21 protein-coding genes, 1 rRNA gene, 1 pseudogene and 1 riboswitch are annotated in these 21,283 nt (G+C 60.8%); of the genes and pseudogenes, 17 read left to right on the top strand and 6 right to left on the bottom strand.

Annotation, left to right across the window (positions count from 1 at the left end):
* Window positions 1-215 precede the first annotated feature (215 nt).
* From serC to B097_RS0106495, 3 genes are all read left to right on the top strand, one after another.
* Window positions 216-1,346 carry a phosphoserine transaminase gene (gene serC / locus B097_RS0106505; protein ID WP_018581732.1) on the top strand — a complete coding sequence of 377 codons (1,131 nt, stop codon included), beginning with the start codon at window positions 216-218 and terminating at the stop codon, window positions 1,344-1,346.
* Between the two features lie 99 nt (window positions 1,347-1,445).
* Complete coding sequence (sepH, locus tag B097_RS0106500; protein ID WP_018581731.1) at window positions 1,446-2,387, top strand: septation protein SepH; 942 nt, start codon at window positions 1,446-1,448, stop codon at window positions 2,385-2,387.
* A 33-nt stretch (window positions 2,388-2,420) separates the two neighbouring features.
* A complete protein-coding gene (locus B097_RS0106495; RefSeq protein ID WP_018581730.1) occupies window positions 2,421-3,266 on the top strand; it encodes a DUF6928 family protein in 846 nt (281 codons plus the stop codon).
* A gap of 7 nt (window positions 3,267-3,273) precedes the next feature.
* Here the strand turns inward: B097_RS0106495 and B097_RS0106490 are convergent, their stop codons facing one another.
* Window positions 3,274-4,116: a TrmH family RNA methyltransferase gene (locus B097_RS0106490; protein WP_018581729.1), complete on the bottom strand. Its 843-nt coding sequence runs from the start codon at window positions 4,114-4,116 to the stop codon at window positions 3,274-3,276.
* 6 nt (window positions 4,117-4,122) lie between these two features.
* Window positions 4,123-5,592, bottom strand: coding sequence for an NCS2 family permease (locus B097_RS0106485; RefSeq protein ID WP_026254358.1), 1,470 nt, complete (start codon window positions 5,590-5,592; stop codon window positions 4,123-4,125).
* A 241-nt stretch (window positions 5,593-5,833) separates the two neighbouring features.
* Here B097_RS0106485 and B097_RS0106480 point away from each other — a divergent pair, with 241 nt between their 5' ends.
* Window positions 5,834-6,523: a hypothetical protein gene (locus B097_RS0106480; RefSeq protein WP_018581727.1), complete on the top strand. Its 690-nt coding sequence runs from the start codon at window positions 5,834-5,836 to the stop codon at window positions 6,521-6,523.
* Window positions 6,524-6,526: 3 nt separating this feature from the next.
* Here B097_RS0106480 and B097_RS0106475 read toward each other — a convergent pair whose 3' ends face one another.
* Window positions 6,527-7,294 carry a DUF3027 domain-containing protein gene (locus B097_RS0106475; protein ID WP_051078017.1) on the bottom strand — a complete coding sequence of 256 codons (768 nt, stop codon included), beginning with the start codon at window positions 7,292-7,294 and terminating at the stop codon, window positions 6,527-6,529.
* A gap of 10 nt (window positions 7,295-7,304) precedes the next feature.
* Here B097_RS0106475 and B097_RS0106470 point away from each other — a divergent pair, with 10 nt between their 5' ends.
* Both B097_RS0106470 and B097_RS0106465 read left to right on the top strand, forming a co-directional pair.
* Window positions 7,305-8,162, top strand: coding sequence for a glutaminyl-peptide cyclotransferase (locus B097_RS0106470; protein WP_018581725.1), 858 nt, complete (start codon window positions 7,305-7,307; stop codon window positions 8,160-8,162).
* A gap of 10 nt (window positions 8,163-8,172) precedes the next feature.
* Window positions 8,173-8,688 (top strand): DUF2771 domain-containing protein, encoded by a 516-nt coding sequence (locus tag B097_RS0106465; RefSeq protein WP_018581724.1) that lies wholly within the window; start codon window positions 8,173-8,175, stop codon window positions 8,686-8,688.
* 43 nt (window positions 8,689-8,731) lie between these two features.
* Here the strand turns inward: B097_RS0106465 and B097_RS0106460 are convergent, their stop codons facing one another.
* Complete coding sequence (locus B097_RS0106460; RefSeq protein WP_026254357.1) at window positions 8,732-9,115, bottom strand: cold-shock protein; 384 nt, start codon at window positions 9,113-9,115, stop codon at window positions 8,732-8,734.
* Window positions 9,116-9,493: 378 nt separating this feature from the next.
* Window positions 9,494-9,681, top strand: a riboswitch (cyclic di-AMP (ydaO/yuaA leader).
* Window positions 9,682-9,690: 9 nt separating this feature from the next.
* Here B097_RS0106460 and B097_RS0106455 point away from each other — a divergent pair.
* A complete protein-coding gene (locus B097_RS0106455) occupies window positions 9,691-10,362 on the top strand; it encodes a resuscitation-promoting factor Rpf1 domain-containing protein (protein WP_018581722.1) in 672 nt (223 codons plus the stop codon).
* Window positions 10,363-10,614: 252 nt separating this feature from the next.
* Here the strand turns inward: B097_RS0106455 and B097_RS0106450 are convergent, their stop codons facing one another.
* On the bottom strand, window positions 10,615-10,809 hold the full coding sequence (locus B097_RS0106450; protein WP_018581721.1) for a hypothetical protein: 195 nt from the start codon (window positions 10,807-10,809) through the stop codon (window positions 10,615-10,617).
* Window positions 10,810-10,899: 90 nt separating this feature from the next.
* Between B097_RS0106450 and B097_RS0106445 the strand changes: the two genes are divergently transcribed.
* The 10 genes and pseudogenes from B097_RS0106445 (at window position 10,900) to B097_RS0106400 (ending at window position 20,482) form a co-directional block, all read left to right on the top strand.
* Window positions 10,900-13,104: a helicase-associated domain-containing protein gene (locus B097_RS0106445; protein WP_018581720.1), complete on the top strand. Its 2,205-nt coding sequence runs from the start codon at window positions 10,900-10,902 to the stop codon at window positions 13,102-13,104.
* Window positions 13,105-13,219: 115 nt separating this feature from the next.
* Complete coding sequence (locus B097_RS0106440; RefSeq protein ID WP_018581719.1) at window positions 13,220-13,783, top strand: TetR/AcrR family transcriptional regulator; 564 nt, start codon at window positions 13,220-13,222, stop codon at window positions 13,781-13,783.
* A gap of 75 nt (window positions 13,784-13,858) precedes the next feature.
* Window positions 13,859-14,116 (top strand): annotated as a pseudogene (locus B097_RS12610) (helix-turn-helix transcriptional regulator).
* Window positions 14,113-14,652, top strand: coding sequence for a hypothetical protein (locus B097_RS0106430; RefSeq protein WP_018581718.1), 540 nt, complete (start codon window positions 14,113-14,115; stop codon window positions 14,650-14,652). The pseudogene B097_RS12610 and the gene B097_RS0106430 overlap by 4 nt, the downstream one beginning before the upstream one ends.
* Complete coding sequence (locus B097_RS0106425) at window positions 14,652-15,539, top strand: ABC transporter ATP-binding protein (protein ID WP_018581717.1); 888 nt, start codon at window positions 14,652-14,654, stop codon at window positions 15,537-15,539. The genes B097_RS0106430 and B097_RS0106425 overlap by 1 nt, the downstream gene beginning before the upstream one ends.
* Window positions 15,536-16,705, top strand: a complete 1,170-nt coding sequence (locus tag B097_RS0106420) for an ABC transporter permease (protein ID WP_018581716.1) — start codon at window positions 15,536-15,538, stop codon at window positions 16,703-16,705. The genes B097_RS0106425 and B097_RS0106420 overlap by 4 nt, the downstream gene beginning before the upstream one ends.
* A 75-nt stretch (window positions 16,706-16,780) precedes the next feature.
* Window positions 16,781-18,436, top strand: a complete 1,656-nt coding sequence (locus tag B097_RS0106415) for a DNA repair helicase XPB (RefSeq protein ID WP_018581715.1) — start codon at window positions 16,781-16,783, stop codon at window positions 18,434-18,436.
* A 20-nt stretch (window positions 18,437-18,456) separates the two neighbouring features.
* Window positions 18,457-19,101, top strand: coding sequence for a DUF3239 domain-containing protein (locus tag B097_RS0106410; protein ID WP_018581714.1), 645 nt, complete (start codon window positions 18,457-18,459; stop codon window positions 19,099-19,101).
* A gap of 8 nt (window positions 19,102-19,109) precedes the next feature.
* A complete protein-coding gene (locus tag B097_RS0106405) occupies window positions 19,110-20,267 on the top strand; it encodes a pyridoxal phosphate-dependent aminotransferase (RefSeq protein WP_018581713.1) in 1,158 nt (385 codons plus the stop codon).
* Window positions 20,268-20,293: 26 nt separating this feature from the next.
* Entirely contained in the window at window positions 20,294-20,482 is a 189-nt protein-coding gene (locus B097_RS0106400; RefSeq protein WP_018581712.1) for a hypothetical protein, read from the top strand.
* Between the two features lie 625 nt (window positions 20,483-21,107).
* Here B097_RS0106400 and rrf read toward each other — a convergent pair.
* Window positions 21,108-21,225, bottom strand: a 5S ribosomal RNA gene (gene rrf / locus B097_RS0106395).
* Window positions 21,226-21,283 lie beyond the last annotated feature (58 nt).

Below are 21,283 nucleotides of genomic sequence, written 5' to 3'. Positions count from 1 at the left end.
CTGCACGAGCGCTATTGATCGCATTCAACCGTCTACCAGCCTAGCAGGATTTGTGACCGGCGCGACAAATGTCCGTTCTTTCACCCCACCTCACCACTTACCCCCATACGGGCCTAGTCTGCTTCGCAAAAACAACGAGCGCTCCCCTCTTCGAGGGCTAAGGTGTTCAATAGTCATGCCCCCTACAACCGAATGAGTTAGAAAGACTTGGATCGATGACCGATTACCCTACGCTGCCCTCTGACCTGCTCCCCTCCGACGGCCGGTTCGGCTGCGGGCCTTCCAAGGTGCGCCCATCCCAGATTGACGCCATCGTCGCGGGTGCCAAGGACGTCATCGGTACGTCCCACCGCCAGCCGGCAGTGAAGAATGTTGTAGGTGAAGTTCGCGAAGGTCTTTCCGACCTGTTCAAACTGCCGGAAGGCTACGAAATCGTCCTCTCCCTCGGTGGCGCCACCGCTTTCTGGGATGCAGCGACCTTTGGCCTGATCGACAAGAAGTCGGCCCACCTGTCGTTTGGTGAGTTCTCCTCCAAGTTCGCCAAGGCCTCCAAGCTGGCTCCATGGCTGGAAGAGCCTGATGTATTCGAATCCGAAACGGGCGATACCCCGTCGATTAGCGCTTTCGAAGGCACCGACGCAGACGTTGTCGCCTGGGCGCATAACGAAACCTCCACCGGCGCCATGGTCCCGATCCACCGCCCAAACACCGACGCGCTGGTCGCGGTTGACGCAACCTCCGGTGCCGGCGGCCTGCCCGTCGATATGTCGCAGGCTGACGTTTACTACTTCTCCCCGCAGAAGTGCTTTGCTTCCGACGGCGGACTGTGGCTGGCAGCGATGAGCCCGGCAGCAATCGAGCGCATCGCGAAGATTAAGGAGTCTGGCCGTTTCATCCCGGCATTCCTGGATCTGCAGACTGCGGTGGACAACTCGCGCAAGGACCAGACGTACAACACCCCAGCCGTCGCCACGTTGCTGATGCTGGCGGACCAGGTGAAGTGGATGAATGAACACGGCGGCCTTGAAGGCATGGTCGCCCGCACCACCCAGTCCTCCTCCTTGCTGTACAAGTGGGCAGAGAACAACGAGTTCACCAGCCCTTATGTGGCAGACCCAGCAAAGCGTTCACTCGTCGTCGGCACGATCGATTTCGCCGACTCCATTGACGCAGCGGAGATCGCCAAGGCCCTGCGCGCCAACGGCATTCTGGACACCGAGCCTTACCGCAAGCTCGGCCGCAACCAGCTCCGTATTGGCATGTTCCCGGCGATTTCCTCCGAGGACATCAAGCGCCTGACCAAGTCGATCGATTACCTTCTGGAGCAAGGCGTAGGGGCGAAGTAAAAACCACATAAACTCGATGGGGCACACAGCCCCTCTTGTTACACCGTTTTCCTTAGAACGTACGTTAGGCTGGTTTAAACAACGTTGTAAGGAGACACTATGCGCGAACTTTTCCCGGTTGATGAAGAATCAACGGATGAATTGTTGGTGCTGACTACCGACGACGGCGAGCGATTCTCCATATCGCGCGCCGTCGTCGCGTCCCGTCTCGCACCAGAGGCTGCCGCCACCGACGACTCCGCCGACAGTGCGGCTGAAACAGCCGAAGAAACGGACGAGACACCAGAGTCCGAGACCCCGGAATTTGACCGTCTGGCAGAAACGAACCCACAAGTAGAGCGTTCGCTGCCGCAGCCGGATCCGCTCTACGCCACTCCCCTGTCCATGCGCCCGGCAGAGATCCAGGCGCGTATTCGTGCGGGGGCATCGGCGGAGGAACTTGCCGACGAAATGGGCGTGGCCCTGTCCCGGATCGAAGCGTATTCGCACCCAGTACTGCTGGAACGCGCCCAGGTTGCTGAGGCCGCGAAACAGTCCCACCCCGTCCGCGACGACGGCCCCGCGAAGCTCACTCTGTTTGAGATTTTGGCCACCGCCTTCGCCGCACGTGGGCACACCTTGTCGGATGCCACGTGGGACGCTGTGCGCGAGCCCGGCGATGACTGGGTCGTTCGCGTGGACTGGAAGGCTGGCCTGAGCGAGAACCGCGCCGAGTGGTCGTTCAAGCGCAGCGGTTTAAGCGCCACTACGGAAGCCCGCAACCCGATCGCCGCTGACCTGACCGATCCTGACTTCGTCCAGCCGGTCCGTACGCTGACAGCCGTGGGGCAGCCTGCGGACGAGGCCTCGACGCGTGACGACGAAGGCTCTGCTGACGAAGGTAACGGACCCGACACACGGGAAGATGTCTTTGAGGGCGATTTCCTCAGGCACCCCGAACCGGAGCAGGAGCCCCAGCGACGCAAGCGCAAAGCCGTAACGCCCCACTGGGAAGACGTACTGTTGGGGGTACGCACTAACACAAAGCGTCCGCGTAAGTAGCAATCAGCGAACAGGATCGAAGGGGCTGAGCACATGTCTTTTCCCGCGGTAGTGACCTTGTGGTTTATCAACACTGACGATGTCGCAGGTGTTGTCACTCGCGAGCCAAAAGCAGATCGTGGCTTTGGTAGGAAGTACTTGGCTCAGCTGAATCCGGCGTGGCCGATTACCCCGATCGGGCAGTTCCCACTGAACCGTTCTGCCCGCCCGTCTAGGCACGAGTTTTATATCGCCGGCTACCCAGGCGTGACAATCGTGCAGACGTTTCTGGGCAGCGTCGAAAAGCTCTCCGACACCCCGGAGCAGTTACTCCATTCCGTTTCCGCCACTGATGTCTACGTCTTCGCCCAAGGCACCGACAGCAGCTTCGCGGGTTTCGCGCACTTCGAAGGCAGCGAACTCAAGCGATCCTTGTGCGCCACCCGGACGGAGGTCTTCGAGGATGTCGGCCTCCCACAGCCTTTCGAGGCCCCTTTCTGGGCTGGCGAGAAGACGGAGCAGATCGGCGGCATCGCGCTACCTTTTGAGCCTTCAGAGCTGACCGACGCGGCCCAGGAGGCCTGGATGGGGATTGACGTTTCGCCCACCGGCCCGGATATTAACGTCGTCGCCTATGCCGTGGATGGTCGCCCAGAACCGAAGGTGGCCGAGCGCGCCCCGAAGACCAAAGATATCAATGAGACCGCGGCGAAGTTCTCGGCGTCGAAAAGCGACTACGACGACTACGAAGATGCGGATGACGATTCCACGGGCGATGAGTTCGCACGCCTCGCGGACGCCTCCGTGGCTGCGGCGAAGCGGATTGGCAAAGGTGTGGTGCGTCGCGCGAAGAATGCCCGCGATGTGATCGCCGACAAGATCCGCCACTCCGACCGCTAATCAGCGCTCATCCCTGCACGCGCAGCCCGCGTTGCCGCTCGTAGAAGGCGATCGCCGCTGACGTCGCCACGTTCAGCGAGTCTGTGCCAACCGCCATGGGGATCCGGGCGCGCACGTCGGTAGCCCGCATCGCATGTTCTGTCAGCCCTGGGCCTTCACCACCGACCAGCAGCGCAACCTTTTCCCACGGCTTTTCTTGCTTATCGACGAGCGCCTCCGCAATGTGGACCGCCTCCGGGTGCGGGGTGAGCGAAATCAGCCGGAAACCAGCCTCGCGCAATTCCTCGAGAGAGCGCTGCCAGGTGGTAAAACCGCCCTCCAGTCGCGCCCACGGAGTGCGCAGCACATGCCCCATGGACACGCGCACGCTGCGCCGATACAGCGGATCCGCGGTCCCCGAGCCAAGCAGTACCCCATCTACATCCATGCCGGCCGCGTTGCGGAAGATGGAGCCAATATTTTCGTGGTCCCCCACCCCCTCGAGCACCACGAGTGTGTGCATGTCCAGCATATCGCTTAGCGACGATTCCTCCGCCCGGTCAGCCACCGCTAACAACCCACGGTGCATATCAAACCCGGCTACCGCCGCCAGGGTTTCGCGCGAGACTTCGTAGATGGGGCAGTCGATCAGGTGATCGTCGTCAAGCGCGGAAAGCTCTTCGAGGAAGCTGGCGAGCTTAGCCTGAAAACCAATAATGCACCGCAGCGGGTACCGGGATTCCACCAGGCGGCCGGCGATGAGAGGGCCTTCGGCGATGACGAGTTTGCGTTCGTTGCGTTTCAGGTCGCGGATATCGTCGAGACGCGGGTCGGTGGGGTCGGTGACAAGCTGCGGTGCGGGAAGGTTCACAAGCTGCTAGCTTAGCGCGGACATGATCGGGTCCATACCGAAGTACACAACGAACAGTGCGGAGATCAGCCACATGATCCAGTGCACCTGCTTGGCCTTGCCTGCAAAGATGGCGGACAGGGTGAACATGATGAACCCGACGCCGATGCCGTTGGCGATCGAGTAGGTAAATGGCATCGCCACGATGGTGAGGAAAGCCGGCATAGCGATGTCGAAGCGGTTCCACTCGATGGTGGTGACCTGTGCCATCATCATCGCACCCACGACGACCAGCACGGGTGCTGCGGCCTCGATGGGGACGATCTCATACAGCGGGGTGAGGAACATGGCCAGCAGGAAGAGGATACCGGTGACCACGTTGGCCAGACCGGTGCGCGCACCGTCGGCGATACCTGCCGAGGAGTCCGCGTATACCGTCGCCGAGGAGGCAGACCCGAGGCCACCCGCCACGGCGCCGAGGCCTTCCACGACCAGGGCGGACTTCAGGTTGGGCAGGTTGCCGTTTTCGTCGTTGAGCTTAGCCTGTGCGCCCAGCCCGTTCATGGTGCCCATGGCGTCAAAGAAGTTCGCCAGCACGAGGGTGAAGACCAGCAGCGTTGCGGTGAGCGCACCCACCTGGGTAAATGCGCCGATGATATCGACATTGCCGACAATGGACAGGTCCGGGACGGAGCCCAAGGAATCCGGCATCGTCGGGACGGCCAGCCCCCAGCCTGCTGGGCCGGCGTCTCCTGCCGAGGAGCCGGTGCCGGTGATGGCCTCGATGATCATGCCGATGATCGTGGTGATCACGATCGCCAGGAAAAGCCCGCCTGGCACCCCGCGGATTACCATGAACGCACAGATGATCAGGCCGATCACGAAAGTCAGGGTGGGCCAGGAAGCGATCGAACCGTCGATACCCAGGCCCACTGGCACGGTGGTGTTCGCCGCGTCGGGCAGGCGCGTGACGAAGCCGCCGTTGACCAGGCCGATCATGGCGATGAACATGCCAATGCCCACACTCATCGCAGCCTTCATGGATTGTGGGATGGCCATGAACACGGCCTCGCGGAACCCGGAGATCCCCAGCAGGACGATGATGATGCCGTCGACCACCACCAAGCCCATGGCTTGGGCCCAGGTCAAACCTTCGCCACCGACGAGGGTAACGGCCACCAGGGTGTTCAGCCCAAGCCCGGCGGCGATGCCGAAGGGGTACTTGGCGATGACGCCGAACAGGATCGTCATCACACCTGCAACCAGAGCGGTCGCGGCGGCAACCTGAGGGATACCCAGGACGGTCCCCTCGTGGTCAGCAGTCGTGCCCAAGATCAGTGGGTTGAGCAAAATGATGTAGGCCATCGCGAAGAAGGTCACTACACCTGCACGGACCTCAGTTCCTACCGTGGAACCGCGCTCCGAGATATGGAAAAATCTGTCGACTGCACTATCTTGGCGCCCGCTGGCATTGCTGGTTGATCCAATGTGACTCATGCCGAGTCGTCCCCTTAACAAACTAGAAGGATTGAAGTATGTAGTTTTCGCAGATAGAGTTGCAGGTTTTTTGGGAATATCAAAATTTCTGGTGCCCGCGAGGGGGTGGACCACCTATTTTTATTCCCCCCGTTTGCCGCTGTGAGCTCCCCGGGTTTCCTCGCCCCGATGGTGATAGCGTAGGTAGTGGCTGAACGTTCGTACTTATCTGACCTGACTGATGAAGGGGTCGTGCTCGCTCATGGAAGTGTTTACCTTTGTTGTCCGGGATGGGTCCGTGATTGATTTTTCCCGCTATATCGACGCTTTCCGAGCTCACGGAGTGAGCCCGAACACGATCAACCAGCTGCGTGTCCGCCTCTCCCAGGTGGACGGCACCCGGCGCGCTGTCGTCGAGCTTGCCAACGGCACCGCTTCCCTGTCGCTTCGCCCGCTGCCGGCGCGCCCCAGCGAGATCACGGTGGATTCGGCAGGGGTTCTTGATGAGCGGCGCTCGCCACAGATCCGTGGCGGGCGCGACCTCGGGTGGCAGCAAGGGCTCTTGTCGCGCCTCTCGGTCGATGAGGGCTTGCTTATCGACGAGCGCGGCTACGTGATCTCCTCGTTTTTGTCCCCGTTCCTCATGATGAAGGACGGTGCTGCGCACGTGTCTGCGCACCCGCGCACCACGCCGTCCATTACTGCGGACGGGGCGCTAGACCTTTTAGCGTCCGAAGGCGTTGAGATCCGCTGGCTGGATAAGGGTTTTCACCGCTCCCAGTTGATGAGCAATGAGACTTGGAGCATCAACGCCGTCTATGGCGCGCGGCTGGTCACCGGTTGGTTGGAGTACGGCGGTGTTGTTCCGGCGCGCACCGGGATCGAGCGGATGGGTGTGCCCACCCACCGTGAGCTCAACGAGCTGCGCGAGAAGCGCTACGAAATTGTTTAGTCCTTAGAAGATAGGGCGTTCGTCGTCGTAAAGCTTTTCGGCATCGTCAACGCCGGCTTCCTCGACCGTGGTGTCGGAGTGTGCACCGCACCCGTAGGAGGAGGCCACGACCCTTCCGTCGGCCGAGTATTCGTTGGTGCACACGCCGAAGACGTCGTCGATCGGCGGGGCCATCGGCGCGTAGAAAGCACACGAGGCGCAGCGTAGGGCGGCCTTTTCCGCGAACTCGCTGGTTGGTCCGAAGTCCCCTGTGCGCCAGCGTTGCTTGGCGTCGCGCAGGCCGGTCGTCGTTAAGTACTTTTTGGTCTCCCGACCGGGGAAGGTGACTGCGTCACGCGCGAAGGAGTCGTCGGTGAGCCGCTCATCGTCCGGGGCGGGCGCCATGAGGTCGCCCGGGCCGAGGTCGCCGGGGCGCAACCTATCGGAGTACGGCACCCACTCCGGGGCGCGCAAGGCTTCGCCTTCGGGGGCGGGCACGAGGGCGACTTCGTTGACGGTGACGTAGCGGGAACCGGAGGCACAGGCCACCACGGCGTTCCATTCCCACCCGGGGTAGCCTGGCACGTCAGCATCGAAGCGGTGGACTGCGACGTTGCGCGCCAGCCCAGTCACTCCGATGTGCTCTCCGATCTCTTCGCCTTCGGCGATGTCGACGAGTGCTTCGCGCGCCACCGAGATGGCGGTGGGCGTTAGCAGCGGGTTAGATTTCTTGGACTTGTTGTGGTGGGACACATCCCTATTATGTCTGAGGCCCTGGCATGATGGGTGCATGGGTCGAATCATGCGTCATGTACACCTCCCCCAGGTCCTCCCCGCGGCACTCGCTGTGGCCGGTTCACTCGGGCTGGCTTCCTCCCTGGTGGCCTGCAGTTCCGACGGCAGCTCCCAGGACAGTTCAGCGGCTTCTTCGTCGTCAAGCGCGGAAGGCTCCCCCGTCGAACAGCTGACCGTGGAAGTCCACCAGGTACACCCATTCGATCAGACCTCTTTTACCCAGGGGCTGGAGCTTGACGACGATGGCGCGCTAGTGGTCGGCACCGGGATGGAGGGCGAATCCCGGATCTATCGCACGACGTTGGACGGCCAGGAGCAGGCCAGCGCGGACCTGGACCCAGAGTTTTTCGGCGAGGGCATCACGCTTTACGACGACCACATTTGGCAACTAACATGGCTAGACGGAGTAGCCATCAAGCGTGATGCTGAGACTCTGAAGGAGGTCGATCGCGCCCCGATCGCCGGTGAGGGCTGGGGGCTGTGTTCCTTCGACGAGGAGATCATCTATTCCGATGGCTCCGACCAGTTGAGGCGGATGGACCCGGACACTTTGGAGGAACGGGAGCGCTTCGAGGTGACCATGGATGGCAGCCCGGTGGGTGGCCTCAATGAGCTGGAGTGCGTGGGCTCAGAGGTGTACGCCAATATCTTCACCACCACTGACATCGTGCGCATCGATGCCGCCACCGGTGAGGTCACCGCGGTGATCGACGCATCCAGCCTTCCGAACAATGCCACCCCGGACCCGAATCATGTGTTGAACGGCATCGCGCACATTCCGGGGTCGGATCGTTTCCTTCTGACAGGCAAGCGTTGGCCCGACATGTATGAGGTGAGCTTCGTCGGCGCTGGTGCTGCGGGCTAGACTTGGGGACATGGCTTCAACGAGGACGCAATCGATCAAGACCGTCGCCATCATTGTGATTTTGGTGGTGGCGTTGGTCGGCGGGGTGTACGCCTTCATGCAGTGGCAGAATTCCCGGCCGGCGGCCGCCCCGCACGAGGTCACTGTGACTGCCACCGTGGGGGAAACGGAGGTAGAGACCACCCCATATATGGTGTGTGAACCTGGTGTGGAGTGCCCCGAAAATGAGGTTCCTACGGTACAGGTGTCCCCCGATGACACGGTGCGTATCGAGGTACCCAAGGATATTTACGACCATGACTGGCAACTGCTGACGATCTACGATGATCCCGGCGCCAATGACCAGCAACTGCACGGCCCGAACGATACGAACACCGTTGACATTCCGGTGTCCGCTTCCCCGGTTGGCGATTCCACCGAGCACCCCCAGCTGGTGGTTGTTGAGGTCTCGTCGATCATGATCGGCCACGATGACGCCGGCGTTGAAACCCCCTACATGACCACGTGGTCATTTAGCTTCGAGTAAAACGCTTAACCCGGCTCTTCCCCGACTCCCCCGGCAACGCGCGTTAGGCGTCGAGCTCTTTGGCTACAGCCCGCAGGATCTCCGCGACCTGGCGGGCTTCTTTGCGCTCTGGGTAGCGGCCCTTGGCTAAGACGGGCTGGACTTGGGTTTCAATCACTGTCATCACATCCGACAGCATGGAGTTCAGCTCATCTGGCTTGCGACGGTGCCCGGGGCGGCGGCGCGGCGTATCGAGGATTTCGATGCGCAGTGCCTGCGGCCCGCGGCGGCCGGCTGCGAAATCGAACTGGATGCGCTGCCCCGGGACGAGTTCCTCAACACCTTCAGGAAGGACGCTCTTCGAGATATAAACGTCCTCCTCCCCCGGGTTGGAGGCAAAGCCGAATCCCTTTTCGGCGTCGTACCACCTTACTTTTCCAACTGGCACGATAATCACCACTTTCTTGACTCTCTCGGCGCTGGCTCCCCAGCGCGCGCTAAGGCATCTATCTTAGTCTGTGCTGTGTACAATTCTCCATTGCGAGCGTGACGACGAATCCCTGTATCCCCTATTAATTGGGGCGGGAGGGAAAACTGTTACAACCCTATGGCACAGATCACATTCGAGCGACCGAGTCGATGACCTGCATAAATGGAACAATATATCCCCTTCAACTAAAAAGTCTTGCTTTATTCGTGTCGTTAACGTGACTCAATCGTTATAAAACGATACAGTGCTGGGCAAGCCTTTGAACGAGGCAAAATTTCACAGCCGATCCTTCACACTGCGCGTCTCGCCGAGCCTTGTCCAGAACGCGCAGCACGGCACATGAAACCAACAAACTTCATAGGACAAGGATGGGGAACCCACCGCGCACGACCACACCGGCCGAGCGCATCGCATCGCAGACCGCGGCGCTTGGGGTGAAGTCCAGAAATTCTACTGGACCGGGCTTTTCCGAGACTCAGCCCGACCCCGACAGCTGACCCCGTAGGCGCACAATGAGAGGAAAGACTTTTATCATGGGACGCCATTCTCGCAAGACCGCAGCACCGCTCACCAAGGTGCTCGCTGGCACCGCCGCAGCCGTCACCGCTGCCACCCTGTTCGCACCAACCGCAAACGCAGCACCAGACTCTGACTGGGACCGCTTGGCACAGTGCGAGGCAGGCGGCAACTGGCACATCAACACCGGCAACGGTTACCACGGCGGCCTGCAGTTCTCCCGCGGCACTTGGCAGGCATACGGCGGTGGCGAATTTGCACCGACCGCCGACCAGGCAACCCGCGAGCAGCAGATCTACGTTGCAGAAAAGACCCTGGCAGGTCAGGGGTGGGGCGCATGGCCAGCCTGCTCCGCACGTCTGGGCCTGAACTCCGCACCAAACACCAACCGCCCACACCCGAACGCACCAGCACCAGCCCCTGCGCCTGCCCCAGCTGCTCCAGTCCAGGAAGTGTACGCGGCAACCTCTTCTGAGGCCGACGCAGTAGACGCACTCTACGCACTGGTCCGCGACAACTTGGCACAGTACGGCCTTACCATCCCAGCCGAGGTCACCGCATTCTACAATGCCAACCGCGCGAACTTCAACGCGTTCTACAGCGCTAACCGCCCAGTCATCGACGCGGCGGCTACCGGCAACCTGCAGCAGATCCTCCAGGCACTGAACATCCAGCTGCCAACCTTCTAAGCGATCCGCTCTGACACCCTGCCACTGCTTTTGTGGCAGGGTGTCTTTCGTCTACTCCCCCAAACTGTTGGAACTGAACTGTTGGATTAGGGGCTTCGCGGGCACAAAACGCCCTATTTCGGCCCAGATCCAACAGTTCAGCTTCGACAGTTTAGATACAGCGCGGCCCGGAAACAGCGCAGACACCCACCCCCACCAAGGCACGACCAAAAGCCCTCAGAGACATCTCTGAGGGCTCAGCGCCACTATTTATTAGCGGTTAATGCGGGTGTACGCGTGGACGTAGCCGATCTCTTCCACTGGGCGTGGCAGAACCAAGTCGTCACCGAAGGGGCTCGATGCGCCAGCGAGCTTGGAAGAAATCTCGGTCACTGGGTGACCGTTGCCCGGGGTGTCAACTGGCCATGCCGGGTTGATCTTGGAAATCTTGTCTACGTTCTTAGCCATACACTTCATTCTGCCAAAGAGCAGCGAGAAAAGTAACTCATTCGACAAGGCTCTGACCCCAAGCAGTCACCCAGTATCATTGCCATCATCATGAACGCCTCCCCTACCTTCCCCGATTTCCGCACGTCACTAGCACAAATGGGTGATCAAGAGCTCGCTGCCCTGTTGCGCGCCCGCCCGGATACATCCTTTCCATTACCCCCAGGTGTGAACTCTCTCGCGGCCCGCCTTGTGCTGCCGGGGTCCCTGTCACGTGCGGTTCGCCGCCTGACAGCTTTGGAGATCGCCGCGTTAGAGGCAGCCGGCGACCTAGGCGCGGAGCTGGAACCGGTCGCAGTGAAAGAGATCGTCAACGCGTTGCCTGTCGACGAGGCCCTGGCTCACGAATCGGTCTCGGCTCTGCGCACCGGGGGCCTGGTGTTCGGAACCCAGGACAGTATCCAGGTCACCCCCGGCGCGCTGGGAGCTCTGCCAACGGGCTGGCGGGTGTGCGACACCGCCCCTGAGAATGTAGAGGAGCGTATCGAACAGCTGGATGCCCCGCAGCGTGCCGTGTTAGACACTTTGGCAGCATCGGGATCCGTGGGCACCACGCGCGATGCCGCAATCGATGCCGATCCTGCCCGGCCGGTTCCCCGCCTCATTGACGCTGGGCTGCTGGTACGGGTCAACGCCAACACTGTACGTTTGCCCCGCCCGGTACGCGACGTGTTGCGCGGTCAGCCCTCGCGGCCTTTTCCACTGGAGCCTTCGCCACGCCTGACACTCGAGCCCACACCCAACCAACGAGCTGACGACGCCGCCACCGCCGCGGGTCTAGAGGCCACGCACTCGATGCGCCGATTGATCACGACGTTAGGGCACTCACCAGTGGCCTTGAACAAGGATGGTTCGGTGGGCGTGCGTGCCCTCACCAGCCTTGCGAAGGAACTAGAAGCCCCCGAGGAGACGGTAGCGCTACTAGTCAGCGTCGGCGAGTCGGCAGGCGTCCTCGGGCGTGGACTGATCGACGATGACATCGACGGGCTCGCCCCCACCAAGGATGCTCCTGCGTGGGTCGATGCGCGCTTGGCAGATCAGTGGGCGATCCTTCTGGCCGGCTGGTTGGCCTCTCCCTGGCAGGTGGAGAAGCTGGGTCAGCCCGACGAGAAGGGCCACCAGATCCGCCTGCTTTCGGATGCCATGCACGCCCCGCACGTGCGCGGGCTTCGCCAACTTATCCTCACCCAATTCACACGCGTCGCTGGCCATCCGGTCAGCCGCGATGAGGCGATCGAGGATTTCCGCTTTACCCACCCTGTCGTGGCCTCGGGCATTTCGGACGCGGTCGTCGACACGGTGCTTCATCAAGCCCAGGCCGTGGGTGCGCTGGCCAATGACACCGCCAGCTCAGCACTTGCCGCCCTAGTCGATGGCGGCGATGTGGCAGCAGCGACCGCGGCCCTGGTCCCCACTGAAGTCGACATGGTTATCCCCCAGGCAGACATGACCATTTTGGCGCCCGGCCCCCTGGCCCCTGAGTTGCAGTCAGTCATCGAGTCTTTCACTGAGTTAGAGTCCTCCGGCCTGGCCAGCGTGTTCAGGGTGACCGAATCCTCGGTGCGGGCCGCCTTTGATGCTGGACGCACCCCCGATGAGTTGGTCAGCTGGCTCGCTGAGCACACCCCGGGCGAGGTTCCCCAGCCCATGGAGTTCCTCATCCGCGATGCCGCCCGCGGCTACGGGCAGTTACGCGTGGGTGAGGCATTGAGCTTTGTGCGCGCCGACGATCCTTCTGTCGTTTCGCAGGCGGTCTCGTCGTTAAGCAATATCTTGACTCTGATCGCGCCCCAGGTGGCCGTGGCGAATATACCGCTTACCCAGCTTGTCGCGCGGCTGCGGGAGGCGGGGCTGCACCCGGCGGCGGAAGATAATGAAGGCGTTTCTCTGTCGCTGGCGCCTGAGCCGACGCTGGTGACCGCCACGCCCTCGACCCTGCCGAAGACGTCGCGTGTCGACGAAGCACACATTGAGGCGGCTGTCGCTGCCATTCGCCAGGCTGATACAGAGACAGCGGGCACTGACGATGCTGATGTCGACCAGGCTGGCGATGCTGACCATATTGCTGTGTTGCAGGCGGCGGCGCGGGGTGGTAAATCGGTGGCAATCGGTTACGTCAATAAAAACGGCCAGGGCAAGCAGATCAATGTCACCCCGCTGTCGGTGTCCGCGGGGCAAGTTGATGTGTTGAATGAGAAAACTGGTGCGGTTGTCCGGATCGCACTCCCCCGCATCACCCGCGTTATCCTGCAGTAATACTACCTTTGCGCAACTTGCGCTGCGGACCTGCCACATCGTTGCTAATCTGTTCCTGAAATATTTGTTGAGACTTCAACATTTTGCAGACAGGCTGCAAAAAGGACGGTAGTGGATGCCCACAGCACGCGAAGCCAAGAAGGCAGAAACTCGCGCTCGCCTGATGCGCGAAACCGCCCGGCTAGTCCTTGTCCGCGGCACAGAAGGCACCACCGTTGCCGATGTCGCTTCTGCCGTCGGGGTGTCAGCACGCACCTTCCACAACTACTTTGCATCCCTCGAAGCGGCCCTCGAGGAGTTTTTGCACGCTCAAGCGCAGGCCTTCAGAGCTGAGCTGGACCAGGCCCCAGCAGGAGCCTCTTTGCTAGATACCGTTGAAGAGATTGTCCTAGACTCTTTTCACGGAAACAGCACCGACAACGTTGACAATGTTGTCTCCGTGTTTCGGATCTGCACCGCCCTCGAATCCATCCATGGCGCCAGCGTGAGCGCTACATTTTTGCCGAGCCTAGCCAATCGCGAGACTTCCATCGCACTCTACGGCCTCCTGGCTATTGCGTGGGCCGCCGTAGATGCCTACCAGCATCTACCAGAGCCGCGCGATCCCGCAGACGGGGAAGAATTGATCCGCGAAGCTTTCGAGACCGCACGCAACTTGGGCTCCATCCGCTTGCCTTAGGACACAAAGAACCCACTACCCCCAGATAAGGTTATTTCATGCATAGAATCGTTGGGTTTATCTAACATATTGTTCATGCCACCCAAGAAACAACCGAAAAGTCCCATCTATAACCGCGTCCGCGCCCTGCGCGCCGACCACAGCATGACCCGCAAGCAGCTCGCCGAGCTGATCGACGTCAACCCACAGACCGTGTGAGCACTCGAACGCGGTGACCACTCCCCTAGCTTGGATCTCGCCTTCCGGATCTGCGAATTATTCCAGCTGCCGGTGGAAGCGGTATTCTCCCGCGAGGAATTCTCCCCTATGTCGCAGGAGCTTTACCTGCCATGAGAAGGCAGCTGTTGAAAGAGCGGAATTATTATTCCATCCGCGACCACGCCCCCAATTTTGACGCCTGGCGCACCCCTACCCGCACCCGTCTGCTGGCTGCAATCTACTTCGCAGGCCTTGCTGCAGCCATAGTTTCGTGGGTGCTCATGACACTGAGCGGAATCGGCCCGAATACCTACCTACTGGTCTATAACGGCGCACTACTGGTATCTATAGCGGCCTTTGTGGTTCTGCGTTGCACCATCGACGGGAAAGACATTGCACCGCTTTATCTCCTCGACGATTATGAACGCGAAATCATGAACCTGTGGCACGACCGCACCCACCGCCTTTTTCAAATCGTGCTGTTCGTGGGAGGCATCATATTCATCGTTGCGGGCTCGTTTTTCAGTCAGTATTTCCACCCCGCGTTCTTTGGGGTGTCTGCAGGACTGCTCATGATATTCACCTACCTAGTTGTAGGCACCCTGCCCACCGTAGGCTTCGCTTCTACTTTTAACGACAACGCCAACGACCAACCCGAGGAATTGTACTAATGCTTGAAATACGCAACCTGACCAAAACTTTCTGGACAACGCGCGCCCTCGACGGCATGAGTTTTTCCGTTCACCCCGGCGAGATCTACGGCTTCGTTGGTTCCAACGGCGCCGGTAAATCCACCACCATGCGCATCGCGCTCGGCGTCCTGGCCTGTGATTCTGGCGAGGTGCTCCTTCACGGCACACCGCTTAACGACGATTCCCGCCGCCGCATCGGTTATATGCCCGAGGAGCGTGGCCTCTACGCCAAGGAAAATCTCCTGTCCCAGCTCGTATTCTTGGGGACACTTCACGGCATGAGCCACAAGGATGCTGTGCAGTCTGGGCGCGACCTATTGGAGCGCCTCGGACTCGGTGAACGCATGGACGACAAGCTCGATGACCTTTCACTGGGTAACCAGCAGCGCGTGCAACTAGCTGCCTCCTTAATCCACGATCCGGACGTGCTGATTCTCGACGAACCATTTTCTGGCCTCGACCCTGTTGCTGTGGAGGTCATGAGCGAGATGCTCGTCGAACGTGCCTCCCGCGGCGTCGCGGTTGTGTTCTCCTCCCACCAGTTGGACCTGGTCCAACGCCTGTGTGACCGTGTCGGCATTGTCGCCCGTGGCTGCATGGTGGCCGAAGGCACCGTGGACGAGCTGCGCACCCAAGGCCCAGTGCGCTACGCAGTGGGCACCCAGGCACGCGGCTGGTATCCCGCGGGCACCACGCTTATCGACGAAGGCCCCTCCAACGTCGTGCTGGAAATCGACCCCACTACTGGATCGGTTGTATCCGACCAAGACATCTTGCAGGCTGCCCTAGCCGTCGGCCCTGTCCATTCCTTCCACCGCGTTGTCCCTGACCTCAACGAACTCTTCAAGGAGGTAGTCTCCGCATGAGCACCTACTCCCCCATGCACACGATCCGTACTGTTGCCTCCCGTGAGATCCAGGTAGGTCTGCGCTCCAAAGGAATCATGGTCACCGTAGGGCTGATCCTGGTCCTTTTAGTGGCGGGCTCCTTCCTGTTGTCCCTTCTCAACGACCGTGAAGATTCCATACCTGAGGTGGCCGTGGTGGGTGTACCCACCGCTGCCTTTGAAGGATCTGAGTTAGAAGCATCCCCGGCCACCGACCGTGAAACAGCCCAGGCACTCGTCCGTGACGGCGATGTCGATGCCGCGGTGGTTGCTAGTGATTCAGGATGGGAGGTGCTCGCGGATGGTTCCCCGTCGGCCACTGTCATGGCAAGCATCAATGCTGTGGCTGGCACGCTGGCTACAAACGCTGCCTTGGAACCCCTGGGGGTAGCCCCGGAAGAGTTCGCCGCAGCTATGGGCCCAGTCAGCGTCACCTCGGTGGATGTTTCGGGTGATCAGCAAAGCGAGGCATCCATGACTTCCCTGCTCACTGCCCTAGCGGGTGTGTCCATCATCATCTTCACAGTCATGTTGTTCGGAGCCAATATTGGCGGGCGCGTCACGGAAGAGAAATCCTCCCGCGTCGTGGAAATCATCCTTGCTGCTGTCCGGCCGTTGCCGTTCCTGGCGGGCAAGGTGATTGGCAATGTGATCTTCGGTTTCCTCGCCACCGCGATTCTCTTAGCAGTAGGTATCGCCGCCCTTTTTGCTGCCGGCCTGACCGACGGCATCACCATCGACTGGTCGCTGGTGCCCATCCTTTTGGTGTCCTGGCTTCTCGGGATGTTGTTTTTCGGATCTCTCTACGCGGCCGCTGGAGCGCTGGTGCAACGCACCGAGGACCTCCAGTCCACACAGATGCCGGTGCTTCTGCTGATCATGGCCGCTATGTATGTTCCTCTTTTCGGCTGGCACTCCACCGATAGCACCTGGATGCAGGTCTTTTCCTGGATCCCACCGTTTTCCATCTTCACGGCACCGCTGAGTTACGCGGCGGGTGACTTCACCCTAGTGCAGCTTGTCGCTTCTCTAGCGATCGCAGCCCTGGCCGTTGTCGTGGTGCTGTGGCTGGTGGCACGCATCTACCGCGCCTCGATCCTGAACAATGGTCAGAAGATGGGCTGGATCCAGGCCCTGCGCGCATAAGACCACCAGCCCGCGAATAAAGTGCGCCATCGCAGCGTTGCATAATGAGGACCCGAGAAGAAAGGACCTTAAACAATGGCTCTTGGCGATGGCCCGCTTATTGTCCAGTCGGATAAGACTGTTCTGCTGGAGGTGGATCACCCGCAGGCCGGTCTTGCCCGCCTGGCGCTGGCCCCGTTCGCCGAGCTAGAGCGCGCGCCCGAGCACATCCACACCTACCGGATCACCCCGCTGGCGTTGTGGAATGCCCGCGCCGCCGGCCATGATGCGGAGCAGGCCGTGGACGTGCTGGAACGCTACTCGCGGTTCCCTGTCCCCCAGTCGCTGCTTGTGGACGTCGCCGAGACCATGGCCCGCTACGGCCGCGTCCGCCTACTCAAGCACCCAGCGCACGGGCTCATCTTAGAGTCCGATGAGGCCCCGATCATCGAGGAGATCACGCGCCACAAGAAGATCGCTCCGATGCTGGGCGCGCGTATCGACGACCACACGATCCCAGTCCACCCCTCTGAACGTGGCCGCATCAAACAGGAGCTGACCAAGATCGGCTGGCCTGCCGACGACCAGGCCGGTTATGTCGACGGCGAATCCCACCCCATCTCCCTCGTGACATCGGGAGAGGGCCGTGACGAGTGGCACCTGCGCGATTACCAGCAGTACGCCACCGATTCCTTCTGGGAGGGTGGCTCAGGTGTCGTCGTGCTGCCGTGTGGCGCGGGCAAGACGATCGTGGGTGCCGCGTCGATGGCCCAAGCTCAGACCACCACGCTCATCCTGGTCACCAACACGGTGGCCGGCCGCCAGTGGCGCGATGAGCTGCTGCGCCGCACCAACCTCTCCCCGGAAGAGATCGGCGAGTACTCCGGGGAGAAGAAGGAGATCCGCCCGGTCACCATCGCCACCTACCAGGTGGTCACGCGCAAGATGAAGGGTGAGTACCGCGCCCTCGAGCTGTTTGATCAGCGCGATTGGGGCCTAATCATCTACGACGAGGTGCACCTCCTCCCCGCCCCCGTGTTCCGCATGTCTGCGGACCTGCAGTCGCGCCGCCGCCTCGGGCTCACCGCCACCCTGGTCCGCGAGGATGGCCGCGAAGACGATGTGTTCAGCCTCATCGGCCCGAAGCGTTATGACGCCCCCTGGAAAGAACTCGAGGCCGCCGGTTATATCGCCACCGCCGAGTGCGTCGAGGTCCGCACCACCCTGCGCGATGAGGAGCGCATGGTGTACGCCACTGCTGAAACACGGGAGCGCTACCGCGTCGCTGCGACCAGCGATAGCAAACTGGCGGTCGTCGATAAGCTCCTTGCTCAGCACAGCGGCCAGCAAACTTTGATCATCGGCGCGTACCTGGAACAGCTCGAAGAGATCGCCGCGCGGATCGATGCTCCCCTGATCACCGGGTCCACGTCGACGAAGCAACGCGAGGAGGCTTTCGACGCTTTTCGACGAGGCGAGCTGGACACTCTGGTGGTGTCCAAAGTCGCGAACTTTTCTATCGACCTTCCGGAGGCTGCTGTCGCGATCCAGGTCTCAGGCACGTTCGGTTCGCGCCAGGAGGAAGCTCAGCGCCTCGGGCGCCTGCTCAGGCCCAAGGCCGACGGCGCTGAGGCCCACTTCTACACGGTGGTCTCCCGCGACACGCTGGATGCGGAATATGCTTTGCACCGCCAGCGATTCTTAGCCGAACAGGGGTATGCCTACCGCCTCGTGGACGCATCGGACCTATAGACTGGCACACCATGAGCGGGATGAAGATTTTCAAGTTTCAGGTCGACGAAGCATTCGCGAAAAAGAACAACGAGATGTTGAAAGACACCAAAAGGTTGGTCATTTCCGGCGTCTCCTTGTTCGTGATCTGCATCATCATCGCCGTGCTGATCTGGATGTTCGTGCCGGCGACCTCGCCGTGGCGCCTCCTGGGATCGCTTGGTCTAGGACTGTTCGGCGTGATGATGCTCATCGTCGCCTTCGCTGTGCCCCGCTCCGTGGGCACCGCCCAGAGCCTCTATGACCGCTACCCGCTGGCGCCTGCGGTGATCGCGGAGGTCAACCCGCGCGACTTCGTACTCCTGAGCCTGGTGAACACCAACGTGGACCCAGAACTTCCGCCACGCTGGGGGCTCGCCACGCGCACCGTGACCCGTGTTAACGGCGTGGAGCCGAAAGTGGGCACCAAAATCCCAGTAGCCGCAGTCCAAGGCCAGCGCGCCAGCGGCGACAAGAAGCACTGGCAAGAGATTTCGCCAATGCCGATCGCGTGGGGCACGCCCGATCAGGACATCGTCGCCGAGGCACGCAAGGCTATCCCCCAGGAACAGTGGATCAAACTAGATAAGGCGCGCAAGCGTTTCGACGAGGTCAAAGCAACACCACACAATCTTCTCGTGCTGTAATAGCATGTATGAGCCACGTCGTTAAGCGCCTCCAGCCGTTTGCCGAGACCATCTTCGCCACGATGACGGCGCGCGCCGTCAAATTCGACGCTGTGAACTTGGGCCAGGGCTTCCCGGAATCGGATGGACCTGCCGAGATGTTGGAGATCGCCCAGCGCGAGATCGCGGCGGGTAACAATCAGTACGGCCCTGGCCGCGGGCTGCCCGTGCTGCGCGAGGCCGTGGCCCGCCAACGCGCCCGCGACTACGGCATCAACTACGATCCGGACACGGAAGTCTTCATCACCGTCGGGGCCACCGAAACGATCTCCGCGACAGTACTCGGGCTAGTTGAGCCCGGCAGTGAAGTCATCGTTCTAGAGCCTTATTATGACGCCTATGCGGCGGCTATTGCTTTAGCGGATGCGCGTCGACAAGCGGTGCCTTTAGTGGCCGATGGCGCAACCTGGACCGTGGACGTCGACGCCGTCCGGGCCGCAATCTCTGCAGACACCGCAATGATCATCCTCAATTCCCCGCACAACCCGACCGGAAGCGTATTAGCACGCGCGGACCTCGAGGCCCTCGCGGAGCTTGCGGTCGAACACGACCTCCTAGTGCTTTCCGACGAAGTCTACGAGCATTTACTTTTCGACGATGCCTCTCACACTCCCATCGCCACGTTGCCGGACATGTTTGAACGCACCATCACTGTGTCCTCTGCAGCGAAGACCTTCAACGCAACCGGGTGGAAGACCGGATGGGCGCTGGGCCCCGCTGAGCTGCTCGAGGGCGTGATCAAGGCGAAACAGTTCATGAGCTACGTGGGCGCAACGCCTTTTCAGCCGGCTGTCGCTTGGGCGCTTGACCACGCTGGCGACTGGCTGAAGGCAATGGTCGCGGGCCTTCAAGATAACCGCGACCTCCTAGGAACAGCGCTGAGCGAGGCAGGTTTTCAAGTCCATGACACGATGGGGACGTACTTCACAGTGGCCGATCTGCCGCCCGATGTTAAATCTAACGGAGTAGACTTCTGCATGGCGTTGCCGGAAAAATTGGGCGTGGCCGCGATCCCTGTGCAAGTGTTCGCAGATCAACCGGAGACGTGGTCCCGACAGGTTCGTTTTGCGTTTTGCAAGACGCCGGAGACCCTCCGAGAAGGCGCACGCCGGATACAGCAGCTGTAACCGCTTGAAGAAAGGAGAACGCCCACATGCGTACCGCAGTGACAATCATTATCTTCCTTGTCATCCTGGTGACAGGACCCCTGTGGTTCAGTTTCATCATTCGAGCGTTTCCTTCTGAAACGCTTGAGTTCCTCGGAGGGATCATCACCGTAGCAGTAGCGGCCATCGTTGCCGGTGCGTATTGGTTCCTCTCGGACCCGGATCGTCGGAGCTAGTATCTGCTGCACCGTACAAGTCTTTATGGCTGTCTGCCTTCAAACCCTGCAAACGAGTGGCTCACCTTCTGACTAGCCAAGCCGAAATCAACGCAGTCGGTCAGTCCGCCCCGCCACAAACTGTTGGTTCTCGACTGTTGGATCAGGCACCTACCCCAACCCACACGGGGCATTTATGCCCTGTTCCCATAGTTCAGGTTCAACACTTCTCACCCAGTCACGATAGCAACAGGGCCGGTCCTCGCCCCAGTACTCCAGTGCTACTGCACCACACCACCACTAGGCTAGCTTCCAGCGCCCACCCAGGCGCCCCTCCCTCGATGGCGTGCCTCGCCACCCCCTAAGCACCACAGCGATCAAGATCGCTCCCCCGGCACACTGTTGGATCTCAACTATGGGAACAGGCACGTATCACCGCTCAAACAGGCAAAAGGCCCCTGTTCCAATAGTTCAACTCCAACAGTCTGCGCCACAGACGACAAACACGCCCCGGGCCCCACACCGGCGCAGCCACCTGACACCCCACGCAACACCGACGCAACGACAAGTCAGGAAATAGGAAAGTGCCCGCCACCACACCTGGTGACGGGCACTCCCACTTATTTACTTATCTATCTACTTTTTAGGTCGGCGGTAACCTACTCTCCCACATCCTCCCGGATGCAGTACCATCAGCGCGGGCGGGCTTAGCTACCGGGTTCGGAATGGGACCGGGCGTTTCCCCGCCGCCATCAACCACCGACACACCCACAGGGGCAACGTGTCGACAACCAAACAGACGAACGGTCATCTACTCATGTC

Source organism: Corynebacterium pilosum DSM 20521 = CIP 103422 (assembly GCF_000373805.1).
GTDB lineage: Bacteria > Actinomycetota > Actinomycetes > Mycobacteriales > Mycobacteriaceae > Corynebacterium > Corynebacterium pilosum.
The sequence above is the reverse complement of the archived record's forward strand: the minus strand, read 5'-3'. Positions and strand labels throughout refer to the sequence as shown.